This window comes from Salegentibacter echinorum (assembly GCF_900129445.1).
Lineage (GTDB): Bacteria > Bacteroidota > Bacteroidia > Flavobacteriales > Flavobacteriaceae > Salegentibacter > Salegentibacter echinorum.
The window spans coordinates 312,712-337,736 of sequence record NZ_FQVT01000001.1 but is presented as its reverse complement, the minus strand read 5'-3'; the positions used below and the strand labels follow the sequence as shown (position 1 = coordinate 337,736).

At 38.5% G+C, this 25,025-nt stretch carries 20 protein-coding genes and 1 pseudogene; 9 read left to right on the top strand and 12 right to left on the bottom strand.

From position 1 onward, the window contains the following. Positions 1-301: 301 nt before the first annotated feature. On the bottom strand, positions 302-1,528 hold the full coding sequence (locus BUA71_RS01595; RefSeq protein ID WP_072876041.1) for a Glu/Leu/Phe/Val dehydrogenase dimerization domain-containing protein: 1,227 nt from the start codon (positions 1,526-1,528) through the stop codon (positions 302-304). An 84-nt stretch (positions 1,529-1,612) separates the two neighbouring features. Next, entirely contained in the window at positions 1,613-2,677 is a 1,065-nt protein-coding gene (locus tag BUA71_RS01590) for an anhydro-N-acetylmuramic acid kinase (RefSeq protein ID WP_072876039.1), read from the bottom strand. A gap of 93 nt (positions 2,678-2,770) precedes the next feature. Here BUA71_RS01590 and BUA71_RS01585 point away from each other — a divergent pair, with 93 nt between their 5' ends. The 8 genes from BUA71_RS01585 to BUA71_RS01550 all read left to right on the top strand — a co-directional run bounded on the left by BUA71_RS01585 (position 2,771) and on the right by BUA71_RS01550 (position 14,426). Then, entirely contained in the window at positions 2,771-3,913 is a 1,143-nt protein-coding gene (locus BUA71_RS01585; protein ID WP_072876037.1) for an acyl-CoA dehydrogenase, read from the top strand. A gap of 256 nt (positions 3,914-4,169) precedes the next feature. Next, the gene (gene gltB, locus BUA71_RS01580; RefSeq protein ID WP_072876035.1) at positions 4,170-8,693 is read left to right on the top strand and encodes a glutamate synthase large subunit; all 4,524 of its coding nucleotides are present in this window, start codon (positions 4,170-4,172) and stop codon (positions 8,691-8,693) included. 2 nt (positions 8,694-8,695) lie between these two features. Then, the gene (locus BUA71_RS01575; RefSeq protein WP_072876033.1) at positions 8,696-10,156 is read left to right on the top strand and encodes a glutamate synthase subunit beta; all 1,461 of its coding nucleotides are present in this window, start codon (positions 8,696-8,698) and stop codon (positions 10,154-10,156) included. 310 nt (positions 10,157-10,466) lie between these two features. Next, positions 10,467-11,144, top strand: coding sequence for a GTP cyclohydrolase I FolE (gene folE, locus BUA71_RS01570; protein WP_175545926.1), 678 nt, complete (start codon positions 10,467-10,469; stop codon positions 11,142-11,144). A gap of 33 nt (positions 11,145-11,177) precedes the next feature. After that, the gene (cysS, locus tag BUA71_RS01565; protein WP_072876032.1) at positions 11,178-12,662 is read left to right on the top strand and encodes a cysteine--tRNA ligase; all 1,485 of its coding nucleotides are present in this window, start codon (positions 11,178-11,180) and stop codon (positions 12,660-12,662) included. Between the two features lie 156 nt (positions 12,663-12,818). Further along, complete coding sequence (gene yidD / locus BUA71_RS01560; protein WP_072876030.1) at positions 12,819-13,061, top strand: membrane protein insertion efficiency factor YidD; 243 nt, start codon at positions 12,819-12,821, stop codon at positions 13,059-13,061. Positions 13,062-13,113: 52 nt separating this feature from the next. Then, entirely contained in the window at positions 13,114-13,935 is an 822-nt protein-coding gene (gene lgt / locus BUA71_RS01555; RefSeq protein WP_072876028.1) for a prolipoprotein diacylglyceryl transferase, read from the top strand. Further along, positions 13,932-14,426, top strand: a complete 495-nt coding sequence (locus tag BUA71_RS01550) for a DUF192 domain-containing protein (protein WP_072876026.1) — start codon at positions 13,932-13,934, stop codon at positions 14,424-14,426. The genes lgt and BUA71_RS01550 overlap by 4 nt, the downstream gene beginning before the upstream one ends. Before the next feature lie 55 nt (positions 14,427-14,481). On the opposite strand, the pseudogene BUA71_RS17955 reads toward BUA71_RS01550, so the two are convergent. From BUA71_RS17955 to kynU, 3 genes and pseudogenes are all read right to left on the bottom strand, one after another. Next, positions 14,482-15,242 (bottom strand): annotated as a pseudogene (locus BUA71_RS17955) (arylamine N-acetyltransferase family protein). 93 nt (positions 15,243-15,335) lie between these two features. Next, a complete protein-coding gene (locus BUA71_RS01540) occupies positions 15,336-16,256 on the bottom strand; it encodes a serine hydrolase (RefSeq protein WP_072876024.1) in 921 nt (306 codons plus the stop codon). Between the two features lie 10 nt (positions 16,257-16,266). After that, positions 16,267-17,547 carry a kynureninase gene (gene kynU, locus BUA71_RS01535; protein WP_072876022.1) on the bottom strand — a complete coding sequence of 427 codons (1,281 nt, stop codon included), beginning with the start codon at positions 17,545-17,547 and terminating at the stop codon, positions 16,267-16,269. A gap of 543 nt (positions 17,548-18,090) precedes the next feature. Between kynU and BUA71_RS01530 the strand changes: the two genes are divergently transcribed. Beyond that, on the top strand, positions 18,091-18,732 hold the full coding sequence (locus BUA71_RS01530) for an O-methyltransferase (protein WP_072876020.1): 642 nt from the start codon (positions 18,091-18,093) through the stop codon (positions 18,730-18,732). Here the strand turns inward: BUA71_RS01530 and BUA71_RS01525 are convergent. The 7 genes from BUA71_RS01525 to BUA71_RS01495 all read right to left on the bottom strand — a co-directional run bounded on the left by BUA71_RS01525 (position 18,725) and on the right by BUA71_RS01495 (position 24,980). Next, positions 18,725-19,282, bottom strand: coding sequence for a phosphatase PAP2 family protein (locus BUA71_RS01525; RefSeq protein ID WP_072876018.1), 558 nt, complete (start codon positions 19,280-19,282; stop codon positions 18,725-18,727). The genes BUA71_RS01530 and BUA71_RS01525 overlap by 8 nt on opposite strands. Before the next feature lie 65 nt (positions 19,283-19,347). Next, entirely contained in the window at positions 19,348-19,620 is a 273-nt protein-coding gene (locus tag BUA71_RS01520; RefSeq protein ID WP_072876016.1) for a Sec-independent protein translocase subunit TatA/TatB, read from the bottom strand. Positions 19,621-19,690: 70 nt separating this feature from the next. Continuing rightward, positions 19,691-21,997 carry a M1 family metallopeptidase gene (locus BUA71_RS01515; RefSeq protein ID WP_072876014.1) on the bottom strand — a complete coding sequence of 769 codons (2,307 nt, stop codon included), beginning with the start codon at positions 21,995-21,997 and terminating at the stop codon, positions 19,691-19,693. A 61-nt stretch (positions 21,998-22,058) separates the two neighbouring features. Further along, positions 22,059-22,562, bottom strand: a complete 504-nt coding sequence (locus BUA71_RS01510) for a DUF6702 family protein (RefSeq protein WP_072876012.1) — start codon at positions 22,560-22,562, stop codon at positions 22,059-22,061. 41 nt (positions 22,563-22,603) lie between these two features. Next, the gene (locus tag BUA71_RS01505; RefSeq protein ID WP_072876010.1) at positions 22,604-23,371 is read right to left on the bottom strand and encodes a carboxypeptidase-like regulatory domain-containing protein; all 768 of its coding nucleotides are present in this window, start codon (positions 23,369-23,371) and stop codon (positions 22,604-22,606) included. Between the two features lie 33 nt (positions 23,372-23,404). Continuing rightward, positions 23,405-24,172: a carboxypeptidase-like regulatory domain-containing protein gene (locus BUA71_RS01500; RefSeq protein ID WP_072876008.1), complete on the bottom strand. Its 768-nt coding sequence runs from the start codon at positions 24,170-24,172 to the stop codon at positions 23,405-23,407. A gap of 10 nt (positions 24,173-24,182) precedes the next feature. After that, a complete protein-coding gene (locus tag BUA71_RS01495) occupies positions 24,183-24,980 on the bottom strand; it encodes a carboxypeptidase-like regulatory domain-containing protein (protein WP_072876006.1) in 798 nt (265 codons plus the stop codon). Positions 24,981-25,025 lie beyond the last annotated feature (45 nt).

Here is a 25,025-nt window from a genome sequence, read left to right as displayed (position 1 = left end):
TAGGTTTCAAACAAGACCTTTAATAAACTGATTTAATGCACTTTAAAACTTATGTAAAAATAAAGAACCATAAATATGCACAGCCTAAAAAATCTAAACATAATTGGTGCATCGTAATGACTTTAGATTTTAAAAATATTTTTTGTGATAGCAAAACCAAGCACCGATAAAGCACCACTATCCTAATAAACACTAATTATATTAAAAAATATAAAAACTCCCGCTAATAATACGGGAGTTTCAAGGTTAATCTCAATCAACTAAAAACACAAGATTAAACATAACTTTTCTATAAAACCTATTATACCAATTGTTTTAGAGCTACTTCAAAAGCACTTTTACTAATATTGGTTTTACTACTATTATTATCAAAAGTTCTTTGAATAGCATTTTTAATAGTTATAGAAGTATCATTAAAAATTGCCTCATCGGTCATTGATACTCGTCGTTCCATAAAATAAGCAAACACCCGGGCCATTCCGCAGTTAGAAATGAAATCAGGGATAAGACTTACTTTCTCATCGGTAGATTCCATGATTGTTCCAAAAAATATTTCTTTATCGGCAAAGGGTACATTAGCCCCACAAGAGATCACTTCCAGCTTTCGGTTTATTAAACTGTCAATTTGTTGTTGGGTAATTAATCGGGAAGCTGCGCAGGGCGCAAATATTTCAGCATCAAGTTCCCAAATTTTTTCATTTATTTCTTCAAAAGGCAATAGCTTATCGTGCTCTAAAGTATTTCCATCTTTAGCGAGAAAAAGTTCTTTTATCTCTTCAAAAGAAAAACCCTCTTCATTTATAAGTCCGCCAGAAATGTCTATAATTCCAATAATTTTCACTCCCATTTGTGATAAAAAGTAAGCTGCTGCTGCCCCCACATTTCCAAAGCCCTGTACTATCGCTTTTTTTCCATTTATCTCGCCGCCATAGATGTCGTAGTAATGTTTTACAGCTTCAGCAACACCAAATCCAGTAATCATATTGGCTACTGTATATTTTCTAGTAATATCTGGTGAGTATTCTTTATTTTCCAGCACCTTAATGACTCCCTGTCGCAATTGGCCAATCCTATTGATCTTATCGGCTTCACTTGGCTTAAAATGCCCGTTAAAAACACCTTCTTGTGGGTGCCACACCCCGCAATCTTCGGTAATAGGAATTACCTCATCCATTTCATCTACGTTAAGGTCTCCCCCGGTACCATAATAACTTTTTAATAATGGGGAAACTGCTTTAAACCAACGTTCTAAAACTCCTTTTTTTCGCGGGTCTTTTGGATCAAAATTAATTCCAGATTTTGCTCCACCCATTGGCGGTCCTGAAACAGTAAATTTCACTTCCATGGTTTTGGCCAGGGACAATACTTCATTTTCATCAAGACCTTTACGCATTCTGGTTCCTCCCCCCGAAGCACCACCACGCAGCGAGTTAATTACTGCCCAGCCTTCGGCATCGGTTTCTGCATCCTGCCAATGGAATACGATCTCTGGTGGTTTATTTTCATATAATTTTAATAAATCCTTCATTTTAAGTGTGGTTTTTCACAAATATATAAACTAAACACGCTATTTATAAATATCTATCAAGAAATTTAAACCTTTTCAAAAGAATTAAACCTCATATATAAGTCCGGCAGAATGATCTCGTTCGGCTCCGGTTACAGCTTTTAATACATTCACTTCGTTGCGAAGCTTCAGCACACCCAATAATCCAAAAATAAGCGCTTCCTTATAGTTTATTACGTCTTTAGATGGTATGGAGAAATGACATTTTGATTCTTTTTTAAATTGACGAATCAAAAAGTTGTTGAAAGCTCCACCTCCCGTAACAAGCACCTTAGAATTAGGATCGTTATCTAAAGCATTAGCAATTTGCTGCGCCACATGTATTGAATAAGTATGTAAAATATCTGCGATATTTTCTTCAAAATTTAAAAGTAAAGGCAGGATTTCCTCGTTTACCCATTCTATACCCAGGGATTTTGGTGGCTTTTGAGAATAAAACTCCAGGTTATTCAATTTTTCCAACAAGTCTTTATTTAACTTCCCAGTTGCCGCTAATTTTCCGCCTTCGTCAAAATCTTTTCCCAGTTTACGAGCGTAATAATTTAGTACGGTATTCACAGGACAGATGTCATAAGCCTGGCGCTCGCCATTTATTTCAGTAGAAATATTTGCGAATCCGCCTAAATTCAAACAAAACTTATAATCTGAAAATAACAGTTCATCGCCGATTGGTACCAGTGGAGCACCCTGCCCCCCCAGGGCTACATCTTCTACCCTAAAATCGCAAACTACCTTTTGCCCTGTTAAGTAAGCTAACCTAGGCAGGTTTCCAATTTGAAGCGTATAATTATTCTGCGGTTCGTGTTTTATGGTATGCCCGTGGCTACAGACTGCATCTAAATGCTTAATTTGATGTTTTTCCAGAAAACAGGAAATAACCTCGGCGAGATAATGTGTATATTTATCATTTAATTTTTCTAATTTTTCTTCGGAATAACGTATGGCTTCCTCCAAAGTTTCTTTCCAATTTAAAGGATAGGGTACAGTTTCAGCTTCTAAAATCTTATATTTCCAGGAATTTTTATAATTTAACTTCATATAGACCAAATCAATGCCATCTAAGGAAGTACCCGACATGACCCCAACAATTGCGTAACTTGCTTTTTTCATATTCTTAAAATTTATTAAACTAAATTGAAAAATACACACCAAAACTTTACCTTTGATGCTCGAAATTAGATTTTCCTAAATTAAAACAATAATATGGATTTCAAACTTACAGAAGAACATATAATGATTCGCGATGCCGCCCGCGATTTTGCAAAGAATGAATTATTGCCCGGGGTGATTGAGCGGGATGAGAAACAGGAGTTCCCAAAAGAACAGGTGAAGAAGATGGGGGAACTTGGATTTTTGGGCATGATGGCTTCCCCCGAGTATGGTGGCGGCGGAATGGACACAATTTCCTACATTCTTGCAATGGAAGAAATCTCTAAAATAGATGCCTCAGCCTCTGTGGTGATGTCTGTCAATAATTCTTTGGTTTGCTGGGGAATTGACACTTATGGTAACGAAGAACAAAAGAAAAAATACCTTTCTAAATTGACTACCGGTGAAAAATTAGGCGCTTTTTGTCTTTCTGAACCGGAAGCCGGCAGTGATGCAACTTCACAACGCACTACAGCGATAGATAAAGGAGATCATTATTTACTTAACGGCACTAAAAACTGGATTACCAACGGTAATTCTGCCGATTATTTTTTGGTAATTGCCCAAACCGATAGGGATAAGAAACACAAGGGTATTAATGCTTTTATAGTAGAAAAAACCTGGGAAGGTTTTGAAATTGGTCCTAAAGAAGATAAAATGGGTATTCGTGGTAGCGATACGCATTCCTTAAACTTTAATGATGTAAAAGTTCCCAAAGAAAATAGAATTGGAGAAGATGGTTTCGGATTTAAATTCGCTATGAAAACACTTTCTGGCGGAAGAATTGGCATTGCAGCCCAGGCTTTAGGGATAGCATCTGGCGCTTATGAGTTGGCTTTAGATTATTCTAAACAGCGAAAAGCTTTTGGCACCGAGATTTGCAACCACCAGGCGATTGCTTTTAAACTGGCAGATATGTACACCTCTATCCAGGCTTCCAGACATTTAATTATGAAAGCGGCCTGGGATAAAGATCAAAAAGAGAATTATGACCTCTCTGGCGCTATGGCCAAGGATTTTGCATCCAAAACCGCTATGGATGTCACTACCGAAGCGGTACAGGTTCACGGTGGCAATGGCTATGTAAAAGAGTATCACGTAGAACGTTTAATGCGGGATGCGAAAATTACACAGATCTACGAAGGCACTTCAGAGATACAAAAGATTGTTATTTCCAGGGGAATTTTAAAAAAATAACTGCCCTAATGTAATTTTTTAGTTATTCCTTTTAACTTTTATAAGTCCGGTTTTCGAGAAAACCGGACTTTTTTTATTCTCAGGCTGAAAACGAATTTTATAAATCTAATAATCAAAAAGGCTTCTAATTATTCGATTATCATTTTTAAACCTTTTATTTATTTTTATTGAATTTATTTCAAATTAAATGATATTTCACTTCATAAAATTTATCTGTTTAACTAGTTTTGAGTAGAAAATTTAAGGAAGGAAGAACATGAAATTAAAAAAGCAGGGGCTCTATTCACCCGAATTTGAGCATGATAATTGCGGGGCTGGTTTTATTTGTAACCTAAAGGGTAAAAGAAGTAATGATATAATTCATAAAGCTCTGGACATTCTCATTCGGTTGGAACACCGGGGTGCAGTAAGTGCAGATGGAAAAACCGGAGATGGTGCCGGAATCCTAATTGAGATTCCCCACGATTTTTTCAAAAAATCGTGTAATTTTAAACTCCCCAATTTCAAGGATTATGCAGTAGGAATGGTTTTTTTACCCCCTTCCAAAAACCAGCAAAAAATTTGCAGAGACATTCTTGAAGAAGAAATTATTGGACAGGGCCTCAATTTAATCGGCTGGCGGGAAGTACCCGTTAGCAGAGCATGTCTTGGAAGTATTGCCGCTCTATCTGAACCATATGTGCAACAGGTTTTTATAGGGAAAGACGAAAATGTTTCTGCCAAAATTTTTAATGCGAAACTATTCGCTGCCAGAAAAATCGCCGAACATAAAATTGAAAAATCAGAACTTTCTGAAGCAAAATACTTCTACCTGCCCAGTTTATCTACCACTACCATTATTTATAAAGGACTATTGATGCCACAGGATATCAATACCTATTATCGTGACCTCAACGAACCATATGTAGTTACCAGGCTAGCATTAGTTCACCAAAGATTCTCCACCAACACTTTTCCCACCTGGGATTTGGCACAACCTTTTAGATTTATGTGCCACAATGGGGAGATTAACACCTTACGCGGGAACCTAAGTCGAATGAAAGCCAGGGAGGAACTTTTTGAAAGCGAAAGATTTGGGGAAGACCTCAAAGAAATTATCCCTATTGTTTCCGAAGGAAAATCAGATTCGGCCTCTATGGATATGGTGTTGGAACTATTATTACAAACCGGTCGTTCCCTACCCGAGGCCATTATGATGATGGTGCCCGAAGCCTGGGAGAAAAACCCTTCTATGGCCGATGCAAAAAAAGCCTTTTATGAATATAATGCCTGCATTATGGAACCCTGGGATGGCCCGGCTTCCATTCCGTTTACCGATGGAAATTACATTGGAGCCTTATTGGATAGAAACGGACTTAGACCTTCCAGATATACCTTAACCAAAGACGGTTATGTAATCATGTCTTCAGAAACAGGGGTTTTAGAAATCAAACCAGAAAACGTGGCACTGCACGGAAGGCTGGAGCCGGGAAAAATGTTCCTGGTAGATATGAATGAAGGAAGAATTATTGGTGATGAAGAAGTAAAGAAAAAGATAATTTCTGAAAGACCTTATAGAAAATGGTTAGACGAAAATTTACTTCAGTTATCTGAAGTGCCTTATACCGGGAACAAAACCCCGGTAGAAAAAATTGACATCAATACCCGTCAAAAATTATTCGGTTATACCCAAGAAGATATCAGCACTATTATTAGCCCTATGGCTACTCTGGGAAAAGAAGCTATTGGCTCTATGGGTGCAGATATTCCCTTAGCGGTTTTGTCTGATAAACCTCAACTTTTATTTAATTATTTTAAGCAATTATTCGCCCAGGTTACCAATCCGCCTTTAGACGGGATTCGGGAAGAGATTGTTACAGATATAAGTCTGTCTATAGGAGAAGACAGAAATTTATTCGATATCATCCCAGAGCAATCTAAAAAATTGCGCATTCAAAATCCAGTAATCTCCAACGAAGATTTGGATAAGATTAAATACATAGAACATCCAGACTTTAAAACTGCTTCCATAGGCATTTTGTATGAGCCAGAAAAAGGCTTGAATGGGCTGGAAACCCGTTTAGACGAGATCATACTAGAGATTAACGCAGCGGTAGATAAAGGATGCAATGTAATTATTCTTTCCGATAGAAATGCCAATGCTAAATTGGCACCTATTCCTTCTCTTCTGGCATGTTCTTTTGTACATCACCGGGTTAAAAAGCACAACCGTAGATCTTCTTTTGGAATTGTTGTAGAATCTGCCGAACCACGGGAACCTCATCATTTCGCCCTTCTTTTTGGATATGGAGCCAGTGCCATTAACCCATATATGGTGAATGAGATTATCTACAAACTGGTAGAAAAGGAAGAAATTGAAGTTAGAGAGCCAGAAGTAGCAGTAGAGAACTTTAATGTAGCCATTGGAAAAGGTATTATAAAAATCATGAATAAAATTGGGATTTCAACCCTTCACTCCTATCGCGGCGCCCAAATTTTTGAGATTCTCGGATTAAATCAAAAATTTGTGGAAAAATATTTTACAAATACGCCAACAAGAATTGAGGGAATCGGTTTATATGAAATTGAAAAAGAAGTGCAGAAGCGTTTTGACAATGCTTTTCTTCCCAAAAAAACAAACACCGATCTTGAGTTGGAAATTGGAGGGGATTATAGATGGAGAAGGACCGGGGAAAGACATATGTTTAACCCCGCAAGCGTAGCGAAATTGCAGCAAGCGGTAAAGCAAAATTCTACGAAAGCGTACGAAGAGTACGCAAACTTCATTAACAACCAGAGTGAGCGTTTAATGACGCTTCGCGGTATGTTTAAATTTCGGGATCTAAACCCTGTTCCCCTGGAAGAAGTAGAGCCCTGGACCGAGATTGTAAAACGTTTTAAAACTGGTGCCATGTCATTTGGTTCTATTAGCAAAGAAGCGCACGAGAATCTCGCAGTTGCCATGAACCGGATGCAGGGAAAAAGCAACTCGGGAGAAGGAGGCGAAGATCCACAACGATTTCATAAAGATTTAGATGGAAACTGGAGAAACTCGGCCATAAAACAGGTGGCTTCCGGCAGGTTTGGAGTTTCCATAGATTATTTAAGCAGTGCCAAAGAGATTCAAATTAAAATGGCACAGGGCGCAAAACCCGGGGAAGGTGGACAGCTCCCGGGACCAAAAGTTAACCCCGATATTGCCAGGACCCGAAACTCAACGCCTTATGTGGGTTTAATTTCACCACCACCGCATCACGATATTTATTCGATTGAAGACCTGGCACAATTAATCTTCGACCTTAAAAATGCCAATCGCGAGGCTCGAATTAATGTGAAACTGGTCTCTAAAGTTGGGGTGGGTACTATTGCAGCTGGAGTGGCAAAAGCCAAAGCCGATGTAGTACTCATTTCTGGTTACGATGGCGGGACAGGAGCTTCTCCCCTCACCTCTTTGCGACACGCCGGCCTTCCCTGGGAACTGGGAATCGCCGAAGCGCAACAAACGCTCCTTATTAACAACCTTAGAAGTCGAATTGTGGTAGAATGTGACGGCCAATTAAAAACGGGTCGGGATGTAGCGATTGCCGCATTACTCGGTGCCGAAGAATTTGGATTTTCTACCGCACCGTTGGTGGCTTCAGGCTGTATTATGATGCGTGCCTGTCACCTCAATACCTGCCCGGTTGGGATTGCCACTCAGGATCCAGAATTGCGTAAAAAGTTTAAAGGCACTCCCGAAGATGTAATTAATTTCATGTATTTCATTGCCCAGGAATTACGTCAAATCATGGCCAATCTTGGTTTTAGAACTATCAACGAAATGGTGGGACAAAGTCAGAAATTGGATATGAACCGTGCCATTGAGCATTATAAGGCGCAGGGATTAGACCTTTCCAATATTCTCTATAAACCAAAAATAGATAAGGATATGCCATTGCATAATACCGAAATCCAAAACCACAATTTGGAGAATGTACTGGATTTTGAAATTTTAAAACAGGCGCATCCGGCAATATACAGAAAGGAAAAACAAAGCTTAGATTTCCCTGTAAGCAATATAAACAGGACAACGGGTGCCATTTTAAGTAATGAAATTTCAAAAATTCACGGGGCAAAAGGGCTACCTGAAGGTACACTGCAGTTAAACTTTACCGGTTCTGCCGGCCAAAGCTTTGGCGCCTTTGCTACCAAAGGGGTGCGCATGAGCATTAACGGAAATACCAATGATTATTTAGGGAAAGGACTTTCTGGTGCTACGTTAAGCGTTCGGAAACCAAAAGAAGCCAGCTTTAAGTCTTATGAAAATATCATTATTGGAAATGTAGCCCTATATGGTGCAACCAATGGCGAAGCTTATATCAACGGGATTGGCGGGGAACGTTTTTGCGTAAGAAACTCTGGAGCAAAAGCGGTAATTGAAGGAATTGGAGATCACGGCTGTGAATACATGACCGGCGGTGTCGCTGTTATTTTAGGAGAAATAGGAAGAAATTTCGCTGCAGGAATGAGCGGTGGAACCGCCTATATTTTTAATCCCAATAATCGTATTGACCACAATAACTTCAATATGGAAATGATTGGACTGGAAATCCCTTCCGAAGAAAACAAAAAGGAATTAGAAGAACTTATTGAAAATCATTTGAATTATACAGAAAGTGACCTGGCGAAAGAAATTTTGGAAAACTGGGAAGAAAATTCAGGTAAATTCATAAAAGTAATGCCTGAAGAATTTAAAAAGGCTTTACAGAAAATGGAAGAAGAACGCATGATACAAGAACAAACTGAACTTAAAACAGCATAATTATGGGAAAGATAAGAGGTTTTATGGAATATGAGCGAAAGCTTGAAAATACAGAAGCTGTTGAAATAAGAGTTAAAAATTATAAAGAATTCACGAAAGAAAAATCCCCCAGTGAGCTTAGAAGCCAAGGGGCAAGATGTATGGACTGCGGTATTCCGTTTTGTCATAGTGGTTGTCCTCTGGGAAATTTAATCCCAGACTTTAACCACGCCGTGTATAAAAACGACTGGAAAAAAGCCTTAAACATTTTACACAGTACGAACAACTTTCCAGAATTTACAGGAAGGTTATGCCCTGCACCTTGTGAATCGGCTTGCGTGCTGGGAATTACAAACCCGCCGGTAGCCATAGAACTTATTGAAAAATATATAGTAGAACGAGGATTTAAAGAAGGATGGATTACCCCACAACCACCAGCATCTAGAACGGGTAAAACTGCCGCCGTGGTAGGTTCTGGTCCCGCCGGACTCGCAGCAGCACAGCAACTTAACCGGGCAGGACACCAAGTAACCATTTTTGAACGCGATAAAAAAGTTGGTGGACTTCTTCGTTATGGTATTCCCGATTTTAAATTAGAGAAAAACGTGATAGACCGCCGGGTAGCGCTTATGAAAAAAGAAGGTATCACCTTTGAAACCGGAGTACATGTGGGGGAAAATTATGATGCTGAAAAACTTAAGGAGTTCGATGCAGTGGTGCTCTGCGGCGGTGCTACCAAAGGAAGAAAATTACCAATAAGTGGAGCCAATGGAACCGGGATTATGCAAGCGATGACGTTTTTAAAGAATAACAATGAAATTGTAGATGGGATTAAAGAACAAACCAAAGAACTTTCGGCAAAAGATAAAAATGTGATTGTAATTGGCGGCGGGGATACCGGTTCAGATTGTGTGGGAACTTCCAACAGGCATGGAGCGAAATCGGTTACCAATTTTGAAATTATGCCTATGCCTACCGAGTTCAGAACTAAAGAAAATCCCTGGCCCTACTGGCCATTCACCTTAAAAACCACTTCTTCGCATGAAGAAGGTGTGACGCGTAACTGGAGCATTAATACCAAAGAATTTATACGGGATACAGCGGGGAATTTAAAAGCATTAAAAACCGTGAATATAGAATGGGTAAAAGGGAAGAATGGAAGACCACAATTAAGAGAGGTAGACGGCTCTGAAAAAGAATGGCCTTGCGAAATGGTATTACTGGCTTTAGGCTTTACCGGTCCCGAAAAAACCCTTAGCGAACAATTGGGCCTAGAACTTGACAGCCGAACCAACATTAAAGGAGAAAGAAATTACCAAACCAATATCCCCAATATTTTTACTGCCGGCGACATGCGACGCGGACAATCTCTAATTGTGTGGGCAATTTCCGAAGGTCGGGAAGCAGCTTATCATGTAGATAAATATTTAATGGGAAAATCTATGTTGCCCCGCAAGGGCGAAGGAGACCTTCCCGCCGCATAGAAAAGGGGCTCGGTTGTAGGTTCTCGTTGTCAGGTCAGTTTTTTTAATTGGAGTGGGATTTCGAAAACTGCATTTTTTGAGTTCGATTGTTGTTTGAACTTCGAATCTGAAACCTTCACCTTTTAATTATAAATTCAGCACTAAACTCAGTTCTTTCTTCTCTACTCATATATTACTGTTGTCCCGGTTAGAATGCCACCAATTATAAGGTAATAACTAAACTCGGTCTTTTGTCATTACATAAAAACTTTTTAAATATGTATCTTTGCAAGCCTAACAATCGATTTACGACTATTAGTGTAAAAACGGAATGAAAATAGACAAGATTTTGAACGATATTGATGAGCAGGGAGACGCACACGCAGGGGGAAGTGCAAAGAATCCTATTCGCGAAGATGCTTTTGAACTAAGTGATATTGAAAAAGTAGCGCTTATCAATAAAGATGTTAAACGTATTATGGAAACCCTGGGGCTTGATCTTACAGATGATAGCCTAAAAGGCACTCCACAACGAGTGGCAAAAATGTTTGTAAATGAGATTTTTGCCGGCCTCGATCCGGAAAAAAAACCGGTAGCTTCCACTTTTGATAATAACTACAAGTATGGTGAGATGCTGGTAGAAAAAAACATTACTGTTTATTCTACCTGTGAGCATCATTTGCTTCCTATTGTGGGTAAAGCACACGTAGCTTATATTTCTAAAGGCCGGGTGATTGGACTATCTAAAATGAATAGAATTGTAGATTATTTTGCTAAAAGACCACAGGTACAGGAACGTATGACCATGCAAATTGTGCAGGAACTGCAAAAAGCACTGGGAACACCAGATGTTGCCTGTGTGGTAGATGCTAAACACCTTTGTGTAAACAGCCGCGGCATTAGGGATATAGACAGCAGCACCGTAACCAGCGAATTTGGCGGTGCTTTTAAAGAACAGTCTGTAAAACGGGAATTCCTTGATTATATAAAACTGGACACCACTTTTTAAACCTTCTTTTTTAAATTTTATAACCAACTATCTATGGCGCTTTACCAGGAACAAAGCTTAAAGATTTATAACTCGATGAGCGGCGAAAAAGAGATTTTTAAGCCAATAAATGAAGGAAACGTTGGCATGTATGTATGCGGCCCCACTGTTTACAGCAATGTTCATTTAGGTAACTGCCGTACATTTATTTCTTTCGATCTGGTTTTTCGCTACCTAAAACATTTAGGGTATAAAGTAAGATACGTTAGAAATATAACCGATGCCGGTCACCTGGAAAATGATGCCGATAGCGGGGAAGACAGAATCGCTAAGAGAGCCCGCTTAGAGCAAATTGAACCTATGGAAGTAGTGCAGCGCTATACCATAGATTTTCACAATATCCTGGAGAAATTCAATAATTTACCACCCAGCATTGAACCTACAGCAACCGGGCATATTGTAGAGCAAATTGAGATAATAAAAACTATTATTGAAAAAGGTTTTGCTTATGAAGTAAATGGCTCGGTTTATTTTGATGTTAAAAAGTTTAATAAAAGTTATCATTACGGCAAATTAAGTGGTCGGGACCTGGAAAATATGATTGCTAATACCCGTGAATTAGCGGCACAAAGCGATAAGAAAAATCCGCAGGATTTTGCCCTCTGGAAAAAAGCCGAACCCCAGCATATCATGCGCTGGCCTTCTCCCTGGAGCGATGGCTTCCCCGGCTGGCACCTGGAATGTACTGTAATGAGCACCAAATATTTGGGGGAGGAATTTGATATTCACGGCGGCGGAATGGACCTTAAATTTCCGCATCACGAATGCGAGATTGCACAGGGAGAAGCAGCAACCGGAAAAAGCCCGGTGAATTACTGGCTGCACGCCAATATGCTTACCTTAAACGGTAAAAAAATGGCCAAAAGTACCGGAAACAATATTCTTCCTGAAGAAATTTTCTCCGGAAATAATGATGTGCTGGATAAACCGTTTTCCCCCAATGTCACCCGGTTTTTTATGCTGCAAGCAAATTATCGCAGTATTTTAGATTTTTCTGATGAAGCTTTAAAAGCCAGTGAAAAAGGTTTTAACCGATTGATGGATGCCTATCACGCATTAGAAGACTTACCGACTTCCAAAAAATCAAGCCTTGATATTGCAAGCTGGAAGCAATCCTGCTATGATGCGATGAACGATGATTTTAATAGCCCTATCCTTATTGCTAAACTCTTTGATGCGGTAAAGATGATTAACAATATTAAAGAAGAATCGGCGAGTATTTCTACTAAAGACAAAGGGATGTTACAGGAAACTATGCGGGTTTTTATGTTTGATGTTTTGGGACTTTTAGATAAAGTTTCTGAAGATAATGACACCTCAGAAAAGCTTTCTTCAACCATAGAATTATTGATAAAATTGCGAGCTGAGGCGAGAAATAATAAAGATTTCGCGCTTAGTGACCAGATTAGAGATCAATTGCAGGAAATGGGCATTCAGCTTAAGGATGGAAAAGAAGGAACTACTTTTAGTATAAAATAAAAAGTAAGAGGTCTAAAGTTAGAAGTACGAGGTTAGAGGTTAGAGGTAAAATAAATTAAGTTGGCAGCCTTATTGAGCTGGACTTTTTAACCGTATTTGTACCGCGTCTATACAGGTTGCTTTTGGGCAGTACTTAAGAATTAAAAAAGAAATATTATGCATACAAAATTTCTTGCTGCTCCATTTATCTGGTTAGTGAAATTTTATCGCAATTTTATTTCTCCTTTAACTCCGGCGACCTGCAGGTACACACCTACCTGTTCCCAATACAGTTTAACAGCTTTGCGTAGGTTTGGACTATTTAAAGGAGGCTGGCTTAGCTTAAAGCGTATTGTTAGTTGTAACCCGTGGGGTGGCAGTGGTTATGATCCGGTGCCTAAAAAAACGGAACCGAAATAATAGGCAGATATTGCCAAATATGTATCTTTACGGCTCTAATCAATTTTAAATTATGCTTTTTAACGCGATTAACTGGAGCCCTTCAGAAGGTTTTGATTTCGGTTTCTTTGTCCTACACTATTACAGTTTGATGTTTTTAATAGCCTTCGGACTGGGCTGGTATATCATGAAAAGCATCTTTGTAAGGGAAAAAATTTCCATAGAAAAACTGGACTCCCTTTTTATTTATGTGGTTTTGGCGACTCTAATTGGTGCCAGGCTGGGACACGTTATATTTTATGATTGGGACTATTTTCAGCATCATTTATTGGAAATATTCTTACCAGTGCGCTTTGAACCAGAATTTGAATTTACCGGTTTTAGAGGACTTGCCAGTCACGGTGCGGCCATTGGTATTATTACTGCCATGTATCTTTACAAAAAACGCGTATTGGACAAGCCGGTACTATGGATTTTAGACAGAATTGTAATCCCGGTAGCCAGTGGTGGCGTTTTTGTTAGAATTGGAAATTTCCTGAATTCTGAAATTATTGGAAAACCAACCAATTCTAATTATGGGGTTGTTTTTGAAAACCTGGGAGAAACTTTTCCGCGGCATCCCGCCCAACTTTATGAATCTTTTTGCTATATTTTGGTATTCTTACTGCTTTGGTATTTATATTGGAAAACCAATAAACGTGAAAAAGTAGGTTATATCTTTGGCTTGTTTTTAGTACTATTATGGACGGTTCGTTTCTGTATAGAATTTGTAAAAGAACCACAGGTTAATGAACGCGCAACCTGGTTTTTAAACACCGGCCAATGGCTGAGTATTCCTTTTATTATCGCAGGGCTCTACTTTATGTACCGCCCCACTAAACCGAGAACCGTATGATTCGCAAATATCTAATTTTATCGGCTTTCCTAGGCTGTGCTTTCTTTACCTCTTGTAAAGATGATGATCCTTCGGAAAAAAATATTGAAACCGAAGAAATTGTTTTTACTAAAGAAGGTGAAGCCACATTGCTAAAAGCTTCTGGCGACACCATAAAAAAATTAGATATAGAAATTGCCGATGATAATTACGAAAGACAAACCGGCTTAATGTATCGAGATAGCATGGAAGAGGAACAAGGCATGTTGTTTATTTACGATAAAGCTGCACCGCGCTCTTTCTTTATGAAAAACACCTATATTCCGCTAGATATCATTTACTTTGGAGCAGATAGTACTGCGGTAAGCCTGCAGGAAAACGCAAAACCCGAAGATGAAACTTCCCTCCCTTCTGAAAAACCGGCGCAATTTATTTTAGAAATAAATGCCGGCCTGGCCAAAGAATGGAACTTTGAAGTAGGTGATAAAATAGACTTTAAGAGAATTGATTAACCCTGAAACCTTTTAATCCAGAATAAACAACCTAATTCTCCAGAAAGTTAAAATCTTAATTATTAGGCCTCGTTTCTTCATATAATTGCCGAAGAAAAAGTTCCAGCTTTCTGGTTTGAGGAGGCTTTAGATGAAAAATATTTTTTAGTACTTCTTTAATTTCTTCCGGACTGTCTAAATATCGTTCTTTACTCTCGCCTTTTACAAGATGTACTGTAAACCGAGTATTATCCAATGCATACCGGCAATCTTCTCCAGCACGCGCGACAATTAATTTATTTTTAAAGTGGGAATCGGGATGGGTAGAAGTGTACCAATTAGCTACTTTATAATCTACCATGTATGATGTATTTAAAGTAAACTTATACATCGTTTTCCATTCATTCTTAATAGAGCATTTTAGAAAATAACAGCCATTTTTACGAATGATCTTATAATCTTCGTGTGGGGTTTCTTGAATGTCATTCAGCTTAAACTCCAGCGGTGCGCTAAGGGATTGCCCGCCAAATCCCACATCACACAAATATGTGGTATCGTTAAGGTTTACCAGTAATATTTATGGGATTTCGCGGTAATTTCATCATCGGGTTTATTCCATAAAACACGGCCTGAAAAAGCTGTAACCTGAAACCCGATCGTTTTAAGCACGTGATAAAAAAGTCCGTTTTGTTCAAAACAATAACCGCCCCGGTCATTTTCAACCATTTTTTTCTGTAGTGAGGTAATGTCTATCTTCACCGGGATATTTAACAACGGATTTAAATTTTCAAACGGAATATGGATAACGTGTAAATATTGAAGTCTTTTTAAAGTCATTAAATCGGGCCGGGCTTTTCCGGTAAATCCAATCCGTTTAAAATAGGCTTTTAAATCAAAGGTCGTATTATTCATTTTAGGACATTCAACTATTTAATATCGTAATCCTTTCAGCAGCTTTTTGGCATTTTTCGTTGGCTCCCAACTAGAATCTGGTTCAAAGTGATTCCAGAGTAAAGCAGAAATATCCCTATGCAATTGCCAGGCTTCATTATCATAATTCCAGGAATCGTCCCTATTGTTTTTTGTCGCGATATAGCATACATAATCCCCGCCCGGGGCATTTACCATAAAAAGTTCAGAGCGGGATTTATTGACCATTCCCTGTTTTGCCGCAGCCTGTACAAAAGGTGGCACTTGCGATAAAGCGTAATCCTGATAAAACGAATTTCCCAATAAACGGTACATTTCGTCGCTGGCTGTGGCACTAATTAGCGTTCGTTCCCTTATTCTTTCCAAAAGGCTGGCCATCTCTCGTGGCGTGGTTTGCCCCCAACCATATTTTTCCCAGTCTTTTTCCCTTCCTTCTGTACGGGAATTAACCCTGGTGTGTGTTAATCCTAAATCTACCATCAACTCGTTAACCTCTTTACCACCTCCGGCCAGTTCCTGGTTCCAAAGGGAAGTGACATTATCACTGTAGCTAATCATTAGTGCAACCAAGGTTCTAAGATCTGTAGTAGTACTGTCTTTATAGAACTGCATTAAGCCAGAACCGCCGTAAACCCTGTCTTTAGTATAAACCAAGGTGTCATTATAACTCAGGCTGCCTTTTTCAATTTTATCGAAAATTTTTATCAAAATAGGCACTTTTACGATACTTGCAGTGGGGAAAATAATATCGGCGTTAAGTGAAGCTTCTTTCCCAGATTTTAGATGCTTAACATAAATGCCCACATCCCCGTGAAAATCCTGACTTAACTGTTCCAGCTGTTGCTGAAGTTTTGCATCTGTATTTTGTGAAAATCCAATCGCAGAGGACACTAAAAAGCTAAAAAGAAAAACAATTTTCATAAATTGAGATTTAAGATTTATCCTGAATACCTTTTTTAAGAATCTGGCCAAAATTATACATATCCTCAAAAGAACAATAAAAGGGTGCGGGTGCCAGCCTAATTACGTTAGGTTCCCGCCAATCTGTAATAACCCCGTGATTCATTAAATAATCAAAGAGTGCTTTGCCCTGGCCGTGCAAAAATACCGAGAGTTGTGTGCCCCGTTCCTCCTGCCTGGAAGGTGTTATAATTTCAAAAGTACCAGGGACTTCTTTATCAATCTCCTGAAGAATAAATTCCAGATAGGCCACGATGGTATTTCGCTTTTCAATTAGTGCGGGCATCCCTACCTCAGCAAATAACTCTAAAGAGGCTAAATAAGGCGCCATGGCCAAAACAGGGGGGTTAGAGATTTGCCAGGCATTTGCACCGGCTTCGGGCTTAAATTCGGGTTTCATAAGAAAACGTTCGTCTTTTTTATGTCCCCACCATCCTTCAAAACGTGGAATGTCTTTTAGATTGTGATATTTTTCGTTAATAAAACACCCCGAAGCATTCCCCGGCCCACTATTCATATATTTATAGCTACACCAGGCAGCAAAATCTACCTGCCAGTCGTGAAGTTTAAGTGCTATATTTCCCGCGGCGTGGGCAAGGTCCCACCCTACAAAAGCACCGACTTTATGTCCTGCTTTTGTGATTTCTTCCATAGCCAAAACCTGTCCCGTATAATAATTTACACCACCAATTAAAACCAGGGCACATTCTGATCCCACTTTCTCTATTTTATTAAGAATATCCTCGGTTCTAAGATTATGTTCTCCTTCACGCTTTTTAATTTCTACAATGGCATCTTCGGGTTTATAACCGTGAAAGCGCACCTGACTCGAGATCATATACTGGTCGCTGGGAAAAGCTTTTTCTTCACAAATTATTTTATAACGCTTTCCCTTTGGACGATAGAAAGAGGCCATAAGCAAGTGAAGGTTTACGGTAAGTGTATTCATTACCGTGACTTCAGCCGGTTTGGCTCCAACAACTTTTGCCAGTTTTTGTGCAAACCTATCATGATAATCCCACCAGGGTTTTTCGGCATAAAAATGTCCCTCTACCGCCAGGTTTGCCCAATCTGTCATAATCTCATCTACATATCTCTTTGCAGATTTTGGTTGAAGCCCCAGGGAATTTCCGGTGAAATAAATAACATTCTCTCCATTATGCTGCGGAAAAATAAATTCTTCCCTATACCGGGCAAGTTTATCTTCAGCATCTAATTTTTGAGCAAATTCAAGCGTATTTTTAAAAGTCATGTGTGGTTGTTATTTTTTTAAGTGAGATAAACCGAATGCGGCAGAAAAATATAGTATAAGTATATACAATTCTTACGTCAATAACCGGGGCTATCCTGTCTTTGAATCTCAATTATCAAGTAAAAATACAATTTCTAAAATAAATATATTTGTATATTCCTTTTCATTCATATAAATATGGAAAGTCTCATTAAGTCAGACCTCACAGGTTTTCGAGACCTATATCTCTCATAGCAAAGACTTATTGCATCGCATTTAGAATAGCATAATTTTTTTAAACGATATTACTGTTGGCGGATAGTCAGAAAATTTTTTTCCGGCACAACCACTCGAATGGATTTTTATAAACAACCTGAGCCACCAATACGCCAAAACTTCAGAAAAAACCCTAAGAATATCTTTATGCGTTTCAGTGGTTTCCCGTCTTTGTAGCAAAAAACCCGGCACTTATCAAAAACCGGGTAAAAATAATCTTCCGGTTATAATTCTGTGGTCATTATTCAAGCTTAATTAATTTCAATAAATTTGAAGAAAAAATAAGCCATGCATTTTCTTCCCGACAAAATAGACGATTATATTTTAGAACATTCTGCTAAAGAGCCAGAACTTTTAGCAAAGTTAAACCGGGAAACCAACCAGAAGGTTTTACAGCCCAGAATGCTGAGTGGTAGCTACCAGGGAAGAATTTTAAGCCTCATTTCAAAAATAATTGCCCCAAAAAATATTTTGGAAATTGGCACTTACACCGGTTACTCGGCTTTATGCCTCGCTGAGGGTTTAACTGCAAGTGGGAGTCTGCATACGATAGATATCAATGAGGAATTGTATGATTTTCAGCAAAAATATTTTCAGCAATCAAATTATAAAAATCAAATTAAAGCTTACGTGGGGGACGCGCGTGAGATTATCCCGGGCATAGATGCAAAGTTTGACCTTGTATTTATAGATGCCGATAAACCGAATTACCCGGTTTATTTCGATTTAATCATCGACAAAATGAACAGCGGCGGGGTTATACTTTCCGATAATGTTTTATGGAGTGGTAAGGTAGTTGAGCCCGTTAAAGAGGATGATGCATCCACCAAAGCGCTTTTAAAATACAACAAAATTCTTGCTGAAGATGACCGTATAGAAACTGTGATGCTCCCCATACGAGACGGACTTACAATAAGCCGAATTAAATAAAGCGTTTGCCAGAGCGTTGATAAATCCAATAGAAGATAAGCGCAAAGGTAACCCCCACGAGAGCGCCTACAATGATATCGCCGGGATAGTGAACGCCTACATAAATCCTGCTTAGCATAAACAGCACAGGCCAAAGAAAAGTTACCCAAATCCAGGGGTATTTTTCCTTCAAACTTAAAACGACAAAGGTTGCGACCACCATAGAAGACGCCGAATGCCCCGAAAAGAAGCTGTAATTTTCAGGGGTCTGTAAAATTCTTATGACGTCCACCAATTCAGGCTCATTGTTAGGCCGTAAGCGCAAAAAAAAGTTCTTAACGATGTTAGTAAAAAAGAAAGTAGAAAGTACTGAGGCTACAAGAAATAAGCCAGCGAAAACAGCTTTCTTCCAATAAAAGGCAGTAAAATAAAGTAAGATTATTGCGATATAAAGTGGAATCCAATTTTGGACGGTAGTGACACCTATCCAAAACTCATCATAAGCCTCGATTCCCAGGCTATTAAGATAAACGAACAACTCCCGGTCCCAGTGCTTAAGCTGTTCTAACATATAGATTTTAAATTATTGAATTCTTTTGGAAAAAAATAAATAAACCCGTTGTACTAAAACTGATTTTAAAATTTACGTTTTATAGAGCCGGTAATCTCGTCTATATCTTCCTTTACCTTGTCCATTTCACCTTTTACCTCCCTGGTAATATCGCCTTGTTTATCGGCGCTTTTTTGAATTTCTCCCTTTATGTCATTAGAGGCATTACGTAACATTTTCATTCCTTTACCTAAGCCGCGGGCTATGTCTGGAATTTTATCTGCACCGAAAACCATTACTAAAATAAATATAATAAAAGCTATTTCGGCTCCACTTATAAAAAACGGTATTGCAATCATATCAAAAACAAATATAGAGACAAATTTAAGCATAAAAAAAGCCGACTCGTTAAAGTCGGCTTAAATTATTTTAATTTCCGAGGCTTTCTTTAAACTTTTCAAACTTGTTAGTGGTTTCTTGCTTAGGCCAGGTGTTGTTGCTCACATCAACATCTGCCGTTTCCAGGTTTGGATCTACCACCATTTTCACAATCTCTTTACTGCTGGCAATGGCTTTGGTTGCTACCTCGTCATTCATTCTCCACAGTTGTACGGGATATTTTTTCATCGCTGTAGAACCATCGGCATAGGTCAATTCCACAATTAATGGCATGGGAATCCCTCCCGGTTTTTCAAAAGTTACCTGGTAGAAATATTTGGGATCTTTTAATTTGCGACGTTCTTCTTCAGAAAAATTATCCATCACATATTCTTTAATTGTGGGAGAGTTTTCCAGAACAGATTTTCCTTTTAGGCTCTCATCGAATTCCTCATTACCTTCTTCCACTACATAAACAGCTTCAATTTCATCTGGATTTGCACCATATTGTTCCAGGAATTGCTTTCCTTGTTTGGTTGCCTTGTCAGTAATGAACAATTTCTTCACCTCTTTAATTCCCATATCTACGTTATCTGTAGTATAGAACCAGCCTCTCCAAAACCAGTCTAAATCTACGGCTGATGCATCTTCCATCGTTCTAAAGAAATCTTCGGCGGTTGGGTGTTTAAACATCCATCGTTTGGCATAAGTTTTATAAGCATGATCAAACAATTCATGTCCCATCACGGTTTCCCTCAAAATATTTAAGGCTGTGGCTGGTTTGCCATAAGCATTGTTCCCCAGCTGGTAAACATTCTCGGGATTGGACATAATTGGCGCAATGTATTTTTGATTACCCCTCATATAAGGAACAATCTTAGCGGGAATTCCCCTTCTGGAAGGATATTGCTCTAAAGGAGCTATAGCTTCCGGATATCTTCTTCCAAATTCCTGCTCGGTTAGATACTGTGTAAAAGTATTTAAACCTTCGTCCATCCAGCCCCATTGGCGCTCATCACTATTCACAATCATAGGGAAAAAGTTATGACCAACTTCGTGAATAATTACACTAATCATCCCAAATTTTGTCCTGTCAGAATAATAGCCGTCAACATCGGGACGTCCATAATTCCAGCAAATCATAGGATATTCCATCCCCTGATTTTTGGAATGCACCGAAACGGCTTTATGATAAGGATATTGAAAAGTATGATCTGAATAATTTTGTAAAGTGGTTGCCACTGTTTTGGTTGACCACTCTTCCCAAAGCGGGTTCCCTTCTTTTGGATACAACGAAACAGCCATGACATTTTTGCCCATAACATCTGTAGCCATCATATCTAAAATGAATTTTCTTGAGGTAGAAAAACCAAAATCCCGAACCATTTCCGCTTTATACTTCCAGGTTTTTGTTTTGTTGGAAAAAGATTTCTCTGCTTTTTCAGCTTCTTCCTGGGTTCTTATCACCACCGGTTTATCGAAGGATTTTTGAGCTTTTTTGTAGCGTTTCATCATTTCTCTGGTATAAACTTCGTCCCTATTTTGAAGTTTCCCCGTAGCCTCCATAATATGGTCTGCCGGCACCGTGATATTAACTTCATAATCGCCAAAAGGAAGTGCAAACTCCCCGTCACCCCAAAACTGCATATTTTGCCATCCTTCTACGTCATTGTAAACAGCCATTCTTGGAAAAAATTGAGCGATCACATAAGCATTATTGCCATCTTTTGGGAATTGTTCATATCCACTTCTAGCCCTATCAGATACGTGATTGTTAATTTTATACCACCATTTCATATCAAATTCAAAAGATTCTCCTGGTTCCAACGGTTCTTCTAAATCTATACGCAGCATAGTTTTATTAATCACATAACTTAAATTATCCCCATCGTGCTTTAAGGATTCAATATTAAATCCGCCGTCAAAAGATTCTTTCATATAATCTTGAACAAAGCTTTGTGGAGTAGCAACGGGACGCATTCCGCCGGGATTTTTTTCTAAAGCCGGGGCATTTTGCTTTCTAATATTCTGGTCTAATTGTACCCAAAGGTATTCCAGTTTATCGGGAGAATTATTGTGATAAGTAACCCGGGCTTCTCCATCTAAACGGGTATTTTTATCGTCTAAAACGATATCCATTTTATAGTCTGCCTGATTTTGATAATAGGCTTCCCCGGGAGCTCCGGCACCGGTGCGGTACTGGTTGGGCGTTGCAAACTGTTGGTAAAGTTGTTTAAACTTGTTATTGTTTTCGTGACCTTCCTGCTTCGGTTTTTCTTCAGCATTATTTTCCTGAGCTTGAATTCCCGTTGCAAAAAACAACATTAATGCGAAACTTAAGAGTTTTAATCTATACATCAACTATATTTTATTTTAAGAGGGTTAAAAGTAAAAATTTTTTGAAGCTTATCCCTAAAAATTACGGAAAACTAAGTGTATCGGTTTGTTGCTCACGCAATAGCAATAGGCTTTTTGTTTTATCATTTACTTTTACGTGCACCACATTTTTTTGATCGTCAAATAGATCGGTAAGAATTCCATTGCTAACTTCAATGGCATTAAAGGCCGCTACATTTTCCACTTCAATATAAAGTATAAGCTGGTCGGCATCATACTCCTTCCCTAAATAATTTAATTGAAGATCTTCTCCGCCAATTTTAATTTTTAATTTTTGAGCTAAATATTTAGTAATTTTTTCTTTTACGGCTCCTTTTTCTGCTTCTTCGGAAAGCTGAAGATCTGCCTGATAACGCTCATTCAAAACCTTTTGAAAATCGTCAATAAATACCCGGGTGATAATCTGCAAACTCTCTTGCTCTGCTTTGTATTCTATTTCTGTGACACTTAAATAAAATTCATGCGCGCCAGATTTAAACGCGGAAAGCAGAAAAAAACTCGCCAGGATAAAACTTATTTTTCTCATTTATTTTTTCTTGTTTTTGAACAATAACTACTCCAAAAATTTTAATGAATTGAATTTTTCACCTTGTTTTTCAAAAACGCATCATATTCCGAAGCCATTTCTTTAAAAAATCGCATCAATTCCAGGTTTTCCTTATTATCCACAAGTTGTTTAAAAAGTTTTTTGCGACTGCAGAAATAAACAAAATCAATAATTCGAGCAGCTTCAATTTTTAAAGTTTCTGTAAAAAATTCCTGCGGAAAAAGCTTTTTCGTTTCTAAAACCAGGGTTCGTAATTCATGACTTTTTATAGCTTTCCTTAGCCGCTTTTTTTCTCCAGAAATAGCACCATATATCTGTCCCACAGGATCATTTGGATCGCTTAAAGCGAACAATTTTCGTTCTTCCACAATCAAGGGTTTTTTATCGGAAAGTGCAAAATCGATAATCCTGGGATCATAAGTTACTATGGAGATAATATCTTTAGCCAAATTCCCAGAGAGTTGATGTAACCGCACCTCGTCCAACTCATTCAATTCGGGATGTAATGTTATCTCCAGAAGTTTTCCGGTTAAATGAGCAGCAGTTATTGCGATCTCTTTCTTTTGAAATTGCACTGAAGAGAATACCAAAGTATCCCCCACGGCAGCCTCCAACTCAAATTTCCCGGACGCGTTACTCAAACTACCTTTTTCAGCAGTAATATTTATAATATGAATTGGGGCTACAATAGAATCGGTAATTATTTCTCCCTTAATTGCAACCCGTTCCTGGCCGTGTAGATAAGGTATAGAAAGCAGCAGGAAAACAACTGTAAAGGATTTTCTCATCTATAATACTAGTTTGGACATACCCTAAAATTGCTATTCCTCAATAAATTTTAGATAAGCTTTACTTTTCATTTCCAAAAATGCAATAAGTTTTAAGGCATTTTCTTCTTTCAATAAGCTATCCCTCAAACCATTTTCAAAAACATAGGAAAGAAAATTCATGATATGTGAAGACTCAATATTTAGATGATTTGTAAAAAAATAATCGTCAAATCTACTGCGAAGCTTATTTACTTTTTCCCACTGGGTTGGTTTTTTGTTCGGTGCCTTAGTTAAGGAACCAAAATTAGAATTCCCAATGATTGCCCCTACTAAACCTAAGATATTACCTCCCGCTGGAGCACTTGGTTGATTTTCATTAAATGCCGCATTTGGCGTCCCCCTGGGCCTGGAAGGTCCAATTGGCGGAGGGACTTTGATAATTGGCATATCCACAACATCAATATTTGCAATATCAGCCTTTAAATTTCCGGTCAATTCGTGAAGGTTTACCTGGTCTAATTCTGTAATTGCCGGTAATAATTTTATGTTTAAGATTCCAGCCTTAAGAACTTTATCGGTGATCTTTAACTCTTTGCGTTGAAACTGTACCGATGAAATTAATAATTCATCACCTTTAGAAACTTCTATTTTAAAGTTCCCATTTTTATCACTAACTCCACCTTTTTTTTGGGTCACATTAATAATATGAATAGGAGCTTCAATATTCTCGGCTTCAATTTTTCCGCTTAGCTGTTGCTTTTCCTGGCTACTGGCAGAAATCCCGGCGAACAAACAAAATAGAAGTAATAGGTGTTTCATTTTCTTAATTTTAATCCTGGGGTTGTAATGCTTTATAATCTTCACTTTTTTCAATTAGAAATTCAATGAGCTCTAATTCCTTTCCATCAGCCAGCATTTTTTTATCCAGTCCGTGGTCTGTGAGGTAATAAATAAAGTCATTTATATTATCTCGATCAATATCCAGGTTAGACCTAAAGAAATCATCATCGTAAATAGCCCGCAGTTTTTCATCTAATTCCTTCTGGGTGAAAGGATTGTTTTCTATCTCGGCACCCGCGAGAAGCTTAAAAATATTCACAAAATTAAGTCCGTTTACCAACCTGGTTTGGCTACTGGCAAAGGCGGCATTTTTATCGGGGCCGCTAAGGGCATCTGGTGTAACATTTACCCCCATTGCTTTAAGTTGGGCGGCAGAGTAACGCGGCACCTCGGGATCTGCAACTTCAATCTTTGGCACATCTACATTGATGTCTCCAGATAGTTGATTGGAAGATAACCGCACCTCGGGCAATTCATTTACGCTCTCTCTTAAAAACACATTCATTTCACCAGAATTTATCACGCCCTCTTCCACCGCTACATTAAATTTCTGAAATTGTAAAGCTGAAAAAGTAATACTGTCACCAAGGGCCACTCTAAGCTTAAACTCCCCAGCCTGGTTGGAGATTGTTCCATTACCGGTATTTTTATTAAAAACAGTCATACCTTCTGGTGATTCACCTTCCGGGGCAATAATTTTCCCCTGCACCAAAATTCTTTCTTTTTCCTGGGCTATTAAAATTGTTCCGAATAGTAATAAAGTGATAAAAAGTATTTTTTTATACATAACTCTAGTTTTCTATGATCAAATTAAGGATTCTTAAGCATCTTA

Bases quoted from the DNA above. Each gene is read 5' to 3' on its own strand.
- BUA71_RS01595 (WP_072876041.1), bottom strand. From the start codon at position 1,528: ATGAAGGATTTATTAAAATTATATGAAAATAAACCACCAGAGATCGTA.
- BUA71_RS01590 (WP_072876039.1), bottom strand. From the start codon at position 2,677: ATGAAAAAAGCAAGTTACGCAATTGTTGGGGTCATGTCGGGTACTTCC.
- BUA71_RS01585 (WP_072876037.1), top strand. From the start codon at position 2,771: ATGGATTTCAAACTTACAGAAGAACATATAATGATTCGCGATGCCGCC.
- gltB (WP_072876035.1), top strand. From the start codon at position 4,170: ATGAAATTAAAAAAGCAGGGGCTCTATTCACCCGAATTTGAGCATGAT.
- BUA71_RS01575 (WP_072876033.1), top strand. From the start codon at position 8,696: ATGGGAAAGATAAGAGGTTTTATGGAATATGAGCGAAAGCTTGAAAAT.
- folE (WP_175545926.1), top strand. From the start codon at position 10,467: ATGAAAATAGACAAGATTTTGAACGATATTGATGAGCAGGGAGACGCA.
- cysS (WP_072876032.1), top strand. From the start codon at position 11,178: ATGGCGCTTTACCAGGAACAAAGCTTAAAGATTTATAACTCGATGAGC.
- yidD (WP_072876030.1), top strand. From the start codon at position 12,819: ATGCATACAAAATTTCTTGCTGCTCCATTTATCTGGTTAGTGAAATTT.
- lgt (WP_072876028.1), top strand. From the start codon at position 13,114: ATGCTTTTTAACGCGATTAACTGGAGCCCTTCAGAAGGTTTTGATTTC.
- BUA71_RS01550 (WP_072876026.1), top strand. From the start codon at position 13,932: ATGATTCGCAAATATCTAATTTTATCGGCTTTCCTAGGCTGTGCTTTC.
- BUA71_RS01540 (WP_072876024.1), bottom strand. From the start codon at position 16,256: ATGAAAATTGTTTTTCTTTTTAGCTTTTTAGTGTCCTCTGCGATTGGA.
- kynU (WP_072876022.1), bottom strand. From the start codon at position 17,547: ATGACTTTTAAAAATACGCTTGAATTTGCTCAAAAATTAGATGCTGAA.
- BUA71_RS01530 (WP_072876020.1), top strand. From the start codon at position 18,091: ATGCATTTTCTTCCCGACAAAATAGACGATTATATTTTAGAACATTCT.
- BUA71_RS01525 (WP_072876018.1), bottom strand. From the start codon at position 19,282: ATGTTAGAACAGCTTAAGCACTGGGACCGGGAGTTGTTCGTTTATCTT.
- BUA71_RS01520 (WP_072876016.1), bottom strand. From the start codon at position 19,620: ATGATTGCAATACCGTTTTTTATAAGTGGAGCCGAAATAGCTTTTATT.
- BUA71_RS01515 (WP_072876014.1), bottom strand. From the start codon at position 21,997: ATGTATAGATTAAAACTCTTAAGTTTCGCATTAATGTTGTTTTTTGCA.
- BUA71_RS01510 (WP_072876012.1), bottom strand. From the start codon at position 22,562: ATGAGAAAAATAAGTTTTATCCTGGCGAGTTTTTTTCTGCTTTCCGCG.
- BUA71_RS01505 (WP_072876010.1), bottom strand. From the start codon at position 23,371: ATGAGAAAATCCTTTACAGTTGTTTTCCTGCTGCTTTCTATACCTTAT.
- BUA71_RS01500 (WP_072876008.1), bottom strand. From the start codon at position 24,172: ATGAAACACCTATTACTTCTATTTTGTTTGTTCGCCGGGATTTCTGCC.
- BUA71_RS01495 (WP_072876006.1), bottom strand. From the start codon at position 24,980: ATGTATAAAAAAATACTTTTTATCACTTTATTACTATTCGGAACAATT.